This is a genomic window from Parabacteroides caeci (assembly GCF_023656795.1).
Taxonomy (GTDB): domain Bacteria; phylum Bacteroidota; class Bacteroidia; order Bacteroidales; family Tannerellaceae; genus Parabacteroides; species Parabacteroides segnis.
In genome coordinates this window covers 28,139-43,017 of record NZ_JAMOKT010000018.1, presented here as the reverse complement: position 1 = coordinate 43,017, position 14,879 = coordinate 28,139, and the positions used below count along the sequence as shown (strand labels likewise).

Here is a 14,879-nt window from a genome sequence, read left to right as displayed (position 1 = left end):
TAACGGTTTAGTTTTCATTCAAAGCCTCTATCACCTCTTTGCGCGACATCCGGTAGGCAGGTATTCCGGCAGACAGCAGGTTCAGTATCAGGCAAAACAGAAAAGCATAGAGGAATATCACCGGATTAAGCAACTCAGAAACAGACAACATCGGTGTACCGCCGAATACGGAAGAGATGGAACCGAAGCTATTACTCAGCAACCAGGTTCTCAACAGGAAGATGCCAATGTAAGAGAAGAGCAGTCCGACCACCCCTCCCAGCAGGGTCAGAAACAGATTCTCCGACAGTATCTGCACCAGCAACCTGCCTTTGGTCGCTCCGAACGCCTTGCGTATACCTATCTCCGGCAGGCGGCTGCGCATCCGCGACAAGGTCATGCCGGAAAAATTGATTGCCGGCACCAACAACAGAATTACGATAATCAGCAAATACTGCACGATCGTCCTTGTCTTGTCAGGTCCGATAGCCCTCACTCCTTTAATCTCCAATTCTAGTTGCGTATCCGGCTGATCGTATAATACGAGCTTATAATCCTTCAACGAACTGTTATATTGTGCTTGCAGGTTGCTTATTTCTTTCCTGATTGTATCGAAATCGGATGCCGAACGGGCCAGGATAATCACCTGGAACCATCCCGTTATATTCTCCGCCCAGGAATCATCGCTCAAATCGGCAGCCGAAGCCGTATAAGGAATCCACGCCTCCGCATATGCCGCTTTGGCAATCGTCGAAATATCCTTTACCACCCCGCCGACCGTGTAAGGCTTATAAGCGATCATAATCGTTTTGCCGGCAGCATCGGCCGTGCCATATAACCGTCGGGCGGTCGACTCGCTGATGACTACCTTCTTTATACCCGAAGCCACTTCCTCTTTCGTATAAGGACTGCCGGATATGAATTCGAAGTTGAAGACTTTCCAGAATACATCGTCGGTAAACATCATCAGGCAATCTTTCTTCTCCTTCCCGCCCGGCAAAGATGCCAGCAGGCTACGGCAGGGAGAGATAAACGACACTGCCTCGGGTGTCTTCAACGGCAGGAAACACTCTTTGATCGTACGCAGGGAAAGATAACCGTTCCCGTACTGCTCCCCTTTATAGGTCCGTCCGCCCCACCGCACATACATCGTCCGGTCGCGGTTGTCCTCGGGAGAATAGTTTTTGACACGTACCTGATACGTGATCACCATCACCATGATCAGGCAGATAGCCAATGCCGTACCCAGGATAGAGATCAAGGCCAGGAGTTTGTTCTCCTTCAGCATGGCAAGTGCTTGTTTTAAATAGATTTTATACATAATGTCAGTATTTGTTTATTCATAATGCAAGGCTTCCGCCGGTTCAAGACGGGCCGCCTTACGGGACGGATACCAGATAGCCAGTGTGATGATTACGGCCAGTAACAGCCACGTCAGCAGGCTGACAAGCAACAGGCGGCCGACAGTCACCTCCATCACCTCCGTACTCAGCAGGCCGGCAAAGGCCACGTTCACACAAATCAGCAAGGCGGGTACGGCGGTTATGGTTAGTATCATCAATCCTTCGCCGATAAGCAACTGTTGCAAGCGGCGGCGACTGGAACCGACGGCCATGCGAAGCCCCAACTCGTTACGGCGGCGGTTCACACGGAACCAGAACGTTCCGATCACAGCCAGGAAGACATTGATCAGCAGAAATATATTGATCGCAATGTCCAGCTTTCCCCCGTTCGTATTCATCGAAGTCTCCAGATAATGGGTGCGTACATCGGGGTAATATTGTACGTTGGCCAACCAGAAATTGCCTGCCGCCAGCCGGTGTTTCATCTCTTTCTTAAAACGAACGGCATATTCGGAAGCACTCTCCGACGCCGCATTCGGACGGAGACGGAAACAGATTTGCATCTTCCCCAACTCCTGTTCACTCATCCGCAGGATACTCCGCTCTTTCATCTCTTTAAAGACAATCGAAGGCGGCTGGCTAAACTCTTCCCGTTTAATGGCTTCCGTCACCCCCTTCACACGGTAACGCAGGGTGTCATCCTGAATAATAAGCAACTCCCGGCCGTCCACCTGGGTCGAACTGAAACATTTCATTGCCATCGGCTCACTGAGCAGGATACCTTCCTGAATAGCGGAAGCCAGTTCGTCCGGCGAACCGCCACCGGCCGTATGTATATCGAATACACGGAAATAACCGGGCGTAACGTAGAAGTCGAGAGCAGTACGGAAAAGAGAGTCTTTCTCCTGAAAATAAGTATCCGAGTTGGACATATAGGTATAAGGCATCGAAGCCTCGTTCGCCAAGCCTACCATCTGCACATCGGGATGCGTCTCCAACTGGCGGATGATACGCATGAAATCTTCTCCCGCCCCCTGGCTTCCCTGTTCGTAGGCAATATAGGAAGCACTGGTGGAAGGGCGCACGGCCAGCGTCACCTTATATACATTCTCAAACGAGTATCCCATCGGTTGCGTCTGTGTGATCCGGCTCATCGTCATCCGGTCGACGGCGTACCAGAGCAGTACGAAGACAACAAGTAGTTCTATAAACACCCAGGCATTGCTGCGGCGTTGCGTCTTGATCAGTTTCAGTATATGTAACAGCATATCTATCTCTTTAATTGTGGTTTAATGACTCAGTTATATTCACACGGATCGCACGCCAGGCAGGGATCATCGACGACATCAGGTTCAGCAGGAAGCAGACCAGAAACGCATAGCCGAACACCGCCGGACTCAGCAGCATCCCGAAGGTCAGTTCCGTCTGCACACTGCCTTGTACCATCGCAATGATACCCGGTGCAAGCAGCAACTGCTGGAAGAGCGCCACCATCCCATACGAGACCAGCAACCCGACCAATCCGCCCGGCAACATCAGCAACAGGTTTTCTATCAGTATCTGTGTCAACAGCCGGTTCTTACGCGCCCCGAAAGCCTTCCGCACCCCCAGCTCGGAGATGCGGTCCTGCATCCGCGAAGCGTTCAGGCCGGACAGGTTCAGTGCCGGAATCAGCAGGAAAAGAAGGATCAGAAACAGAAGCATCAGGTAAACCGCCGTCACGGAACCGCCCATCACGAACTGACGGATCACATGTGTCAGATGCGTCTCCACGCCGTTCATCATACTGATCTTGCCGTCGGCCAGGGTCGTATTATAGCGGTCGATCAACTCTTCCAGTTCCCGGCTCACCTTGTCGATCCCCATTCCGTCGGCAGGCAGAATACAGACCGTCAGCAGACCCACCGACACATCGCGTTCGTCGGTAGCCTCCATAACCAGCGGCATGGAAGTATAAGGCACCCACATATCGGCATAAACGGACGGTGTCACGGCAGAGACATCTTTCACCACGCCGCTGACGGAATATTCCGTATCATCCAGCAGGATGCTTTTCCCCGTCACGCCGGTCGTTGTCGAAAAGATACGGCGTGCCAGCGATTCGGAAACGACCACGCGGGGGAAACCCGACTGGAACTCCTCCTCGCTGAACGGTTTCCCTTCGACAAAGGAAAAAGAGAAGAGGCGCCAGAAGCTATTGTTCGTCCCCATCATCTGCACTTTCTGCGGGTCGTCTCCCCCGGGAATCTGCACATAGGTATCGCCATAAAGCAGGCTGGTAATGGCAGTATTGGTCATAATCGCCACCTCCTTCGCCGACTTCAGCGGCATCAGGCATTCTTTGGCGGAACGGATGCCCCAAAAGAAATTGCTGTTCCCTTTCCCCCGTTCATATTTCACCTGGTCGATATAAAGGTATTTGCTGCGGTGCACTTCAGGCATGATGTCGGCGGTACGGATATGATACACGATCGCTATCACCATCACCATCGAAATGGCAAGTCCCGTCCCGATGATATACACCCCGCTGTAGAAGCGGTTTTGCCTCATCAGGTTCCAGGCTTGTTTGAAGTATTGTTTGTACATAATACGGTTTTATTTGTTATGCCGGACTAAAAGCAAATGCCGTGCCACAAATATAACCCGTTGATAATAAGCAAAAGTATAAAACAGATAGTGTTCGATACTGAACAGTCATCACAGTATCGAACACTACCGCCTACATCTCGCAAACAACCAGTTCCCACCCTTTAAAGACCAGGGTAATGAGACCCAGGCGAGTATCCCCTTTGGTCTGAGCCACCAGCGGATCAGCGGCATAACGTTGCAGTTGCCCGGTTGCTTCCCGGCGCAAAGTCTCGATATCGGCATCCGTCGCATCACGACGGGCATATTTTACTTCAACGATATAGCTGTAAGCAATGTCAGGCTGATGGAGCAAATCGGGCATCATATAGAAATCGGCATAACCTTTACCTGCCTCGTACTCCGGCTGAATGATATAACCACCCACCATTCCGAGATAAGCCAACAGAAAACCTTTCACATGCGCCTCGCCTTCGATAAACTCACGTACCCGGCTCTGCCGTTCGAGTTCGGAGGCGAAATAGCGGAAGACAGGTTCCCACTCACCTTGGTAAGCCATCTTCCAGACCAGATCTTCCAGTTCATGATAATCGAGGTTAAAGATATGAGCTTCGCGGTAGGCTTCAATCAGATAAGTATAAAGTTGCTCACGAACAGTCAGGTTAGGGATTCCCAAGATAGTGCGCCCCATGGATACTTCCTGAATGGAGAGTAGACCGAAATAGTAGAGCAGACTCTTGAAATTCTCCGGTAGCACAATTGCCTCGGCAGGAAAAGACGAATTTATCTCAGCCCTAATACTTCCGTTGGCTACCACATCTTGAATAATTGATGCATTCACTCCAAAAGTCTTATCAATACGGATCAGGTGGCGCAACTTATTATAGTCGGTACGGATATTGTTGTCAATCATCTGGTCGGGAGCTTCTTGATGAGGCAGATAATTATTCAGGAAGTAAAGCACCATATCCGAATTGTACATCGGCTCATTGAGCGACCGCTTAGAGAAACAATAGTTATCATACCACGGCTTCATCACCTTGATAATATCCTCCACACCATCGGAAAGCATCCCCTGAGCATCGTAATAGTTCAGCATCGTCTTCAGATCCTCTTCACTGAATCCCACCAGACCATTGAAACGCGAGTCAGCACTCATATTAGCACCAATATTGAAACCGCTCGTCACATCATCCATCGTCACAGGCGAAACGCCGGTAATAAACATACGTTTGATCGCCCTGTCACCCGTCGCTGCCGCCTTGATCTTGTTGAAGAAGTAACGGAAGAAGCCTTCGCTGTGAGTCAGCGCATGATAACGGTCGTGCCCTTCGCGGGCCAGGATGGCGTTGGCAAAGTTGTCGTACTCATCAATGAAAAGATAGATCGGGAGATCGAGCTGGGTAGCCCTCGATACCAGATAAGAAAACTTGGCATCGGCCGAAGGTTGCCGCATCAATTCTTCACGGAAACCTGGTTCAAAGAAACGCCCGTAGCTGTCGGCAAACTCCATAAACCGGAAACCACAGTGCTGCTCGAACGACTCGAATACCTTATCCGGCATCGGGTTTACATCCGAGAAGTTGAAACTCAGGATCAGGTATTTTCCCTGTTCGGCCGTCGGGTTATCCACAATGCGACATCCGGCAAACACCTCCTCAAAGCGGTCTTTCCGGTTGATATCGTAATACCAGGTAAGTACATCTATTAGTAACGACTTCCCAAAGCGGCGGGGACGGATCAGGAAAAAATAAGGTGCCGCCCGCTCTATCAGAGGAATATACTGTGTTTTATCCACATAGTAATAATTATCCTTCTGAATGCGGGCGAAGTCTGTCAACCCGTACGGTATATTCTTTGCTTCCATATCTGACTGTATTTATTGATCGACAGGAACAAATGTACGGATTTATTGTAATAGAAGACAGAAAAAGTTTAAGTAATACCAAACATTCCCTATCCCCTATTCATAATGCAGCGCCTCAGCCGGCTCGATCTTTGCCGAGCGGCGTGCCGGATACCAGGTACCCAGGCAGACGACAACAGCCAGCAGGGTAAACGTTATCACCGTATTCAGCAAGATGCGCAAAGGCGTTACATCCATATATTCTTCCGGCAGTAAATCCACCTGTACCAGATTCAGGCAAACAAGCAAAGACGGGATAAAAGCGATGACCAGCAACACCAACCCCTCGCCTATCATCTGCCACAACACCATACGCCGGGAAGAACCGACCGCCATGCGCAATCCGATCTCCGACCGCCGCTTGTTGATGCGCAGCCAGAAAGTCCCGATTATTCCCAGGAAGATATTGGTCAGGAAGAAGATCGAAAAGCCGATCCGGAAACGCAGCGGACTATATACCCACTCCAACTGCTCCTCGCGAAAATCGCTGAGAGGCGTGATCTCCGACAAATAGAAGTTACCCACCTGCAACTGCGGACGCATCTCGCGGGCAAAACGTTCGGCAAAGTCGGCCGTAGCCGCCGTCTCTTTCACCCGGAAACAGATATCGGTAGAACTCCATAAATCGTTCTCCCCCAAAAGTACCCTGTCCGATTCGTCCAAAGGCATAAAGAGAAAACATGCCGGACGGCTAAACTCCATCCGCTTCATCAGCGTGGTAACTCCTGCCACACGCATATTCAGGCTGTCGTCGCGATCGAAGATAAAACCTCCGATAGCGGAAGAGCCGGGAAAGAGCCGTTCTTCGACGGCCGGAGTAATTATATAATCACTCCCCATCGCCTGTGCCAGTGTCTCCGGGCTGCCACCGTCGGCAGAAGACACGCGGAAGACACGGAAGTAATCCGGCGTAACGGTCAGTATCTCGGTATTCACCCTCAATGTATCCCTCCAGTAGCTATTGTTCGAATTGCTACGGCAATAAGGATAATGCCATTCGCCCACGCTCACCCCTTCGATATCGGGATGCCGGCGCAGGCGTTCTTCGATGCGTTTCAGGTTCTGGTAAGGCTCCGGGCTACCTTCCTCGTAGGTGACATACCCGTTTTCGTTCGCCTGCTTCAGCGCAAGGTTCAGTTTATAGGTATTCTCGATATTGAAGCCTGTCGGGGTACTGGCGGTGATGGCCAGGACGCTCAGGTAATCGACAATGTACCACATCAGTGTGGATACGACAAACAACTCCAGCACGATCCAGACGTTGAAACGGCGCTGTGTCCATATTAGTTTAAACAGATGTCTTATCATAATGTATCCTTATTTATCGTTGATTGAATCTACCATCGGACGGCGTGTCGCCTTCCATACCGGCAGCAGCGACGAGAGCAGGTTGAGCACGACACACAACCCGAAAGCCGAAAGGAATAACGGCAGGTTAAACAGCATGTCGAACGTCAGCTGTACATTCCCCTCATTCATAAACCCAAAACTGCTCAACAGGTAATTGCGCAATACGACTACCAGCAGCCACGACACCAGCAAACCGACCACTCCCCCGATACAGGTCAACAGCAGGTTCTCGGTCAGCACCTGCGTCACCAAGGAATGCGAACGGGCCCCGAAGGCTTTCCGCAACCCCATCTCTTCGGTACGTTCCTGCATCCTCGACGAGATAAGCCCCGTCAGATTGATAGCCGGGACGAGCAGGAAAACCAACGCGATCAGCAGGTAGCGACGGATAATATCGGCATAAGACATTCTATAGTCGAGACTGCCTATCTGTGTCTGCTGCGGCGTGGAAAGACTGAAGGCATCCACATACCGTTCCTGCAAAGTCGTATTATATTGAAGCCGGCGGCGATTCACCTCATCCCTGATCGCCTCAAAGCCGGCCGTGCTCTTTGCCAGCATATAAGCACAGACAGGTCCTGCCGATCGTTCGGCTCCCCCCGCCTCCACCAAAGCAGGCACAGAGGAAACAGGCACCCAGGCATCGGCACAGGTCATCGTCATGACGGACGAAACATCTTCCACCACCCCGGCCACCCGGTACTCCACCTGATTAATCATAACCCCTTTGCCAATCACATCAGCCGAACCGAACAGTTTGCGGGCATACGATTCGCTCAACACGATCCGTTTCATGCCGCTCTCATATTCTTCATCGGTATAAGGTTTGCCATGCAGCAGCCGGAAACTGAAGATACGCCAGAAGGCAGCGTCGGTAGCCATCAACCGGGTTTTATAGCGGTCGGCGCTTCCCGGCAGCTGCGAATAGACAGTCCCCATAAGTTGGCTTGTGCTACCCGGGTCGATCCGTAAACAGACCTCCTCCACTTCGGACAGCCCGTCCAGAATCTGCCGTGCCGCATGGTACGAAAGCATCCAGTTGTAGGTCCCCCCTTTTTCCTCATCCTTCGACTTCACGGAGGCATAGTTCAACTGCAACAGCCTGCTCCGGCAGTCTTCGGGAGCGATATCCGCGGTACGGATATAATACACGATCGCCATGACCATGACCATCGAGATGGCAAGCCCCGTCCCCAGAATATAGACGAAGCTGAAGAAGCGGTTCTGCTTCATCAGTTGCCAGGCTTGTTTGAGATACTGTTTGTACATATATATTACCTTTCTTAATTTATGTGATTCTGTTTCATCAGATTCAAAGCCTGTATGAGATATTGTCTGAACATATTACTTATCTTTGTCGTTTAACATTAATCTATGTGTGTTATGGATAAAGAGCTACCTAAATCAAAAATGACCGTTAAACCCGGCAAACTATTCGTTAAACTGAGTAAAAGCCAACTTCCCGGCCAGGAACCGTTCTTTAGAGGGACACTTCCCAACCATCCGAGCCTGACACTCGACGATATCGCCGAACGGGCCGTCAGAAACCGCAGTTCGTATTCGCACGGAACGCTCATCGCCTCTTTCAACACCATGCTGGAAGAGATATACGGGGCGATTGAAGACGGCTTCAACGTCGACTTCGGCCTGGGGCGGACAGAACTGACCGTCGGCGGCCGCTTCAAGACCGAATTTGAAAAGTTCGACCGCGAACGGCATGCCATCCGTATCAACCTACGCCCTTCACCACGCCTCAACCAGCTGGCCGACTGGTTCCCCGCAGAGGTTATCCAGTTCTTCCCGAACGCCCCCCTTCCCAACGAAGTCAGCATCCACAACGACCGTTACCTCAACCAGGAAGGCCGGGAGTTTTGCGTCATCCCTGCTGGCTATACCCTTCCGCTCTTTATCCACGGCAAGCGGCTGAAAGTGATGGGCGACCATCCCGATGTCGGGATCGTCATCCGCCAGGAAGAAGGCGAAAAAAAGTATTTCATCGAACCTCGCATGGTCTTCATCAACGAATCTCCCAGCCTTGCCTTTCTGCCGCCCGAGCCGCTGACACCGGGCAGGTGGGTGGTGGAGGTGTGGAGCCAGTACAATGCCAGTTATCGCCTCTATAAGGTGCCTCGGATGGGGATGGTTACCCTTACCGTCTCCGCCACTACCGCATCGGGATGCGGTGACTAACTGCACCGGGGTGCGGCTATCATCCGCATCAGGGTGCAGCACTCAACAGCATCGGGGTGCGGTAGCATCCTACCTTAGGCTATCCGTTACCCTCGCTAACGGGAAGAGGGAAGGTATTTGCCCGGGCTATAACACACCCCCTGCCCCCTCTCGAGAGGGGAAAAGTTACCATCAGCATCAGAAAGAACACTTGAGAGAGCCTGCTTAACTACCGGTATCGGCCATCCTAAGAGAACGCTTTGCGTTCTTGGAAAGGCCTCAGCGGGTGAGCGTAAAGCGAAGGTGGAAGACGGAGCGCCCGGAGGCTGTGCTGTTTGAGCGAAGCGAGTTCACAGACGACAGCGTAGTCTTTCACCGGAGTAGCGAAGCCGGTGCAGCCTTGATCTTTTGGTTACTTTTCTATCAAGAGAAAAGTAACAATCCTATTGAACTTGTCTGCCGTCGAAGAAGCGCACCGTGCGACTCGTCTGCTGTGCCTGCGCTTCGTTGTGGGTTACCATCACGATGGTGCGGCCGTCTTCCTTATTCAGGCGGTGGAGGATGTCCATGACCTCGATACCCATCTTTGAATCCAGGTTACCGGTCGGCTCATCCGCCAGGATAATCTCGGGGGTCCCAACGATGGCACGGGCGATGGCTACACGCTGGCACTGACCGCCGGACAACTGTGTCGGGAAGTGGCGCATGCGGTGGCTCAGGCCTACCTTTTCGAGAACGGCTTCAGCAGCCTTGCGGCGTTCGGAAGAAGAGACGTTACGGTAGAGCAGCGGGAGTTCTACGTTATCCAGTACGTTCAGCGAATTGATCAGGTGGAAGGATTGGAAGACGAAACCGAGTGTCTTGTTACGGAAGGCGGCCAGTTGTTTGTCGTTCATACTGACCGTATTGGTTCCGGCGATCTCGACCGTACCGGCTGTCGGGGCGTCCAACAGTCCGATGATGTTCAGCAAGGTGGACTTTCCGCAACCGGAGGGGCCCATGATGCTCAGAAATTCGCCTTTCTGGATATCCAGGTTCACATTCTCCAAAGCTACTGTTTCGATCTCCTTCGTACGGTAGATCTTTTCGAGGTTTGTTAATTTGATCATGATGTTTGATATTTAATTGTTACTATTAATTCATTTATTATATAATTGTTATTGATGTATCGTATTTTATCAGAAATGAGTGTTTGTTTATAGCAACTGGTTGTAACTGGCTCCCCTCTTGAGAGGGGGAAGGGGGTGTGTCATATTCCCGCCCATACAATCACCATAATCAGAGTCACTTGACTATTACAGGTTCATTTGCCGTCTGCTTCAGCTGACGGTTTACAAGTTGTTTCTCTCTTTTGGCTTCAGCCACATTTCTCTTAGATAGAAAACTGTAAGAAATGGGACTAAAGTCCAATGAGATAGATCCTTTACTAATCCGTCAGCTGAAGCAGACGGCAAATAAACCTGTAACAAGGCTTGTTTTATTGACTGGCTTTAACACACCCCCTGCCCCCTCTCAAGAGGGGAGCCAGTTACAACCAGTCACAAAACCGATAGCTCAATTATTTCTATACTCACCATACTGTACTTATTTATTCATAATGCAACGCCTCCGCCGGTTTCATCTGTACCGCCTTGTGCATCGGGAACCAGATACCGAGGCTGATCATACCCGCCATCAGCAAATAGGCTCCTCCGAAGGTGACCGCGAAACGCCACCAGGTATAGGGGAGACGACAGGTGTCGGGCATATCGAAGTAAAGCATATTTAGTATGAATACCAACACAAAGGGAATCGTGAGAGCCAGCAGGACAAGCCCTTCGAGGTTCATCAGGCGGCTGAGCTGACGGCGGTTCGATCCCAGGGCGATGCGCAATCCCATCTCCCCCTGCCGTGCCTGCGTACGTAACCAGAAGGTTCCGATGATGCCGAAAAAGACGTTGATCAGCATGAAGCCCACCAGGGCGGTCTTCTTCTTCATATTGTCTTCGCGGTCTTTCAGTCTGTCGGCACGCATATCGGATAGCGGCTCCAGACTGGAAACGTAGACATTGTTCACCAGCAACCGGTCACCCATCCCTTGCAGGAACGCCTCCATCTTTTCGGGCGGGAAGCCGGGACTCATGCGGATAAGGACATCTATGGTCACTTGCCACATTTCCGCTACGTCGATCATCGCAGAAGGCGATACGATCTCATAGAAGTACGGGGCACTCTTTTCATACTCTGTAGAACGACGGGGATTACTTATTCCGACCAGAGGAAGACGCTCGCCATCTTCTCCGTCAAACCGGAAAGAATCTCCCATGCCACCGCCTTCAAGGAATTGCTCCTCCAGGTCGGCACTGATTACGATGCCTGTACGTGTCCCGACGACGGAACGGAGCGGAGCACCGGCCTTATCGGTTATACGCAACACATCGAAATACTCCGGGGTGACAGTGCAATACGTATAGTTGCGAGCCTGAACCGTCGTGTCGGCACCGACGGGTACCAACAACGTCGACATTCTACTCAGGGAATAAGGGCTACCGGCACCAGCCAGACAAACTTCGTCCACTTCGGGAGCCTGGCGCAGGTTGTCTACCAGGCGGAACATGTCCTCTCCGAGGCGGGTTGTTTGCTCCTGTTCGTCCACGTAACCCGGCATACCCGGCTGAAGTACTCCCAGTTGTATCTTGTAGGTGTTCCTTATATCGAAACCGAGTGGAGAATGGTAGGTGTACTGGTCTACCAGCATCGAATCCATCATCACCCAGAGGATTGCTACCACGACCAACAGTTCGGCAAATATCCAGCCGTTACTGCGACGCTGGTTCCATATTATCTTTAGTATATGTTTAATCATTATACGTTATATTACATGTTTATTATTCATCCCCTTTCAATGCCTTGGTTATGGGTTGCCGCGAAATGCGCAGGGCCGGTATGCCGACAGACAGCAGGTTGAGCAACAGGCAAAACAGCAGGGCGACAAGGAAGATTCCCGGCTGAAACAACATATCCGTATGGAGCACTGTCTCTGCATCCTTCAAAAGGAAGTCTTTGCAAACCGGCAACAAGAGAAGCGATAAGACCAGTCCTATTACTCCTCCCAAAAGGGTGATAAGTCCGTTCTCACAGAGCAACTGGCTGAACAAAATGCCCCGGGTGGCACCGAATACTTTACGGAGCCCCATCTCGCTACGGCGTTTCTGCACGGCCGATTGTGTCACACCGGTCAGGTTCAATGCGGGAACAAGAAGAAGCAAAAGAAGCAGGCCACCCGTCTCAAGCAGGTAATCTTTCAGGGCTATCTTCCTCCAACCTGACGAACCCATTGCCTTGTCGAAGCGGGTGATCGGATTCTCCAGGAAGCTGATCTTACAATCTTGCTTTGCCGCGTTGTAGCGGTCGCGTTGCTGTTCTATTTCCCGGCGGATGGCGTCGAAGTCTCCTTTATCATGAGCCAGCAGGGTTATTTTAAAAGCGCCGCCCATACCTTCCATCTGGGTCAGGCCAAGTATCATCTGATTGAGCGTATAGGGTGCCCATACATCGCCAAAAGAGGTGTCGGCGGCACGACTAACGTCTTTTACTACACCGCAGATCGTGCAGGGCATCTGCTCGAGAATGATTGGCTTACCTACCACATCAGTGCTTCCGTACAGGGTGCGGGCCACGCTTTCACTAACAACTACCCGGGGAATGCCCGAGGTGAAATCGGCATCGGTAAATGGTTTACCTTCCAGGAAACGAAAGTCGTATATCTTCCAGAATGCAGGGTCGGAATACATGATATCATAGGAATTATACATGCGCTTACCAGGAAGCGACAGTGGAGCCGGGAAACTGAACCAGGCGGAAACTGCTTCGGGTTTCTTCAACGTGTAAAAGCATTCACGGACAGCTTCCTGAGACATAAAGCCGTTGTAGCGTCTGTTAGCGGAACACTCCACCTGAGTCCCGTCCTCGATGTAGAGCATACGATTACGGTTTGTTTCGGGTGAGAAACTGGCGGATTGTATCTGGAAGACCAGACAAACAACCATGATCATGGCTATCGAAAGAGCCGTGCCGAGTATGGAGATCAGGCTGATGAGGCGGTTCTCACGCAGCATGTTCAGGGCTTGTTTGAGGTATTGTTTGAACATATTGTTGTTGTTTATGTTAGGGCGGTTCGCGAACCGCCCGTACGGGACGTTATTTTATTTTAAGTTTGTTCTTGTCCTTATAGCTTGCCATGTCGGAGACTACGACCTGGTCGCCGGGTTGCAGGCCGCTGATCACTTCCACGTATTCGTAGTTGCTGTCGCCCAGCTGCACCTTGCGCTTCAAGAGTTGGTCGCCGTTGACCACAAAGACGTCGTATTCACCTTTGCCAACATAATAAGAGGCGTTGGCGATGCGCATGACGTCATCCTTGACGGCATTCATGACATACACGTCGGTCTTAAGGCCGGAGCGGAGGCGGCGGTGGTTGTCTTCTTCCAGTTGGACAGTGAAGGAGATGACGCCGTTCTTCGACAGCGGGGTGACGTCGCTGACGGTGCCCTCCAGTTTGTCGCTGCCGATCTTGACAACGGCTTTGCTGCCGGCGGCGATGCGGTCGCCATAAGTGTCGGCTATCTCACCTTCGATCTTGAAATGTGAGAGGTCGGAGACGATGGCGATCTTGGTGCCTTCGCTTACCTGGGCACCGATCTCGTTGTTCACGTAGGTCAGGATCGCCTTGCGGGGGGAGCGGACCTGGGCATCGTCGAGCGTACGCTTGGTTTCGGCGAGGCTTTTGCGGAAGATGTTGAGTTCGAGTTCCTTTACTTTCAGGTCGGCTTCGGCAAGGGCCTGTTCATTGATGTATTTTTGTTCGTCTTCCTTGAGTTTAAGCTGGCTGACGTTGTAGTCGAGTTCTACCTGGCGTACTTTGTCGGTGGTGCCGGCACCGAGGCTGTCGAGGTAGCGTTCGTTACGCAGTTCGACGGCTTTGCGGTCGAGTTCCATGCGGGAGACTTTCAGATTCATCTCCATTTCGGAGAGTTTGCTATGGCCGGTGACACGGAGTTTTTCCAGTTCGAGTTGTTTCATCTGTTGCTCGTCCAGTTTCTTCTTATATTCCGTTTCGGCACTTTGCAGGTCGAGTTTGAGGATCGGTGTTCCTACATCGACAGAGTCGCCTCCTTTTTTGTATATCTCGACGATACGGGTGTTGATAGGGGAATTGATGATCTCTTCGAAAGCGGGTATCACCTTGCCGGAGGCACTGACCGATACTTCGATGACGCCCTGGTCGACGGTGGATATAGTCAGGTCTTTACGGTTCAGGCTGGTTTGCAGGAAAGAAATGATCACGGCAATGACGAGCACGGCCGCTCCCACGCCTCCCCCGATCTTTATGATTTGTTTGCGTTGTTCTTTTCTTCGAACTTCTTTTGATATCTCTCTGTCCATATTTAGTATTGTTTTTATTTTCCACCACAGTAGAGGCAAACTCCGTGCCAAAAAGCTAAACCACTGATATTGTGAGCCTACTATAAAACAAACAGTGTTCAATATCGGACAGTGTGTTCGGT

The 14,879-nt window shown here is 51.3% G+C and carries 11 protein-coding genes; 1 reads left to right on the top strand and 10 read right to left on the bottom strand.

Going from position 1 to position 14,879, the window contains the following annotated elements; translation table 11 throughout:
• Positions 1 to 7: 7 nt before the first annotated feature.
• From NBH15_RS11145 to NBH15_RS11120, 6 genes are all read right to left on the bottom strand, one after another.
• Positions 8 to 1,300, bottom strand: coding sequence for an ABC transporter permease (locus tag NBH15_RS11145; protein ID WP_250822685.1), 1,293 nt, complete (start codon positions 1,298 to 1,300; stop codon positions 8 to 10).
• A gap of 15 nt (positions 1,301 to 1,315) precedes the next feature.
• The gene (locus NBH15_RS11140) at positions 1,316 to 2,590 is read right to left on the bottom strand and encodes an ABC transporter permease (RefSeq protein WP_244050190.1); all 1,275 of its coding nucleotides are present in this window, start codon (positions 2,588 to 2,590) and stop codon (positions 1,316 to 1,318) included.
• Positions 2,591 to 2,600: 10 nt separating this feature from the next.
• Entirely contained in the window at positions 2,601 to 3,908 is a 1,308-nt protein-coding gene (locus NBH15_RS11135; protein WP_244050189.1) for an ABC transporter permease, read from the bottom strand.
• A gap of 133 nt (positions 3,909 to 4,041) precedes the next feature.
• Complete coding sequence (locus NBH15_RS11130; protein ID WP_244050188.1) at positions 4,042 to 5,775, bottom strand: PD-(D/E)XK nuclease domain-containing ATP-binding protein; 1,734 nt, start codon at positions 5,773 to 5,775, stop codon at positions 4,042 to 4,044.
• A 96-nt stretch (positions 5,776 to 5,871) separates the two neighbouring features.
• A complete protein-coding gene (locus NBH15_RS11125) occupies positions 5,872 to 7,122 on the bottom strand; it encodes an ABC transporter permease (protein WP_128135445.1) in 1,251 nt (416 codons plus the stop codon).
• A 9-nt stretch (positions 7,123 to 7,131) separates the two neighbouring features.
• On the bottom strand, positions 7,132 to 8,433 hold the full coding sequence (locus NBH15_RS11120) for an ABC transporter permease (RefSeq protein ID WP_250822684.1): 1,302 nt from the start codon (positions 8,431 to 8,433) through the stop codon (positions 7,132 to 7,134).
• Positions 8,434 to 8,547: 114 nt separating this feature from the next.
• Between NBH15_RS11120 and NBH15_RS11115 the strand changes: the two genes are divergently transcribed.
• Complete coding sequence (locus tag NBH15_RS11115) at positions 8,548 to 9,354, top strand: DNA-binding domain-containing protein (RefSeq protein ID WP_128135443.1); 807 nt, start codon at positions 8,548 to 8,550, stop codon at positions 9,352 to 9,354.
• Between the two features lie 422 nt (positions 9,355 to 9,776).
• Here NBH15_RS11115 and NBH15_RS11110 read toward each other — a convergent pair whose 3' ends face one another.
• From NBH15_RS11110 to NBH15_RS11095, 4 genes are all read right to left on the bottom strand, one after another.
• Positions 9,777 to 10,442 carry an ABC transporter ATP-binding protein gene (locus NBH15_RS11110; RefSeq protein ID WP_128135849.1) on the bottom strand — a complete coding sequence of 222 codons (666 nt, stop codon included), beginning with the start codon at positions 10,440 to 10,442 and terminating at the stop codon, positions 9,777 to 9,779.
• Between the two features lie 479 nt (positions 10,443 to 10,921).
• The gene (locus NBH15_RS11105; RefSeq protein ID WP_244050187.1) at positions 10,922 to 12,178 is read right to left on the bottom strand and encodes an ABC transporter permease; all 1,257 of its coding nucleotides are present in this window, start codon (positions 12,176 to 12,178) and stop codon (positions 10,922 to 10,924) included.
• A gap of 22 nt (positions 12,179 to 12,200) precedes the next feature.
• Positions 12,201 to 13,463, bottom strand: coding sequence for an ABC transporter permease (locus NBH15_RS11100; RefSeq protein WP_128135776.1), 1,263 nt, complete (start codon positions 13,461 to 13,463; stop codon positions 12,201 to 12,203).
• Positions 13,464 to 13,512: 49 nt separating this feature from the next.
• Positions 13,513 to 14,757, bottom strand: coding sequence for an efflux RND transporter periplasmic adaptor subunit (locus tag NBH15_RS11095; RefSeq protein ID WP_186961037.1), 1,245 nt, complete (start codon positions 14,755 to 14,757; stop codon positions 13,513 to 13,515).
• Positions 14,758 to 14,879 lie beyond the last annotated feature (122 nt).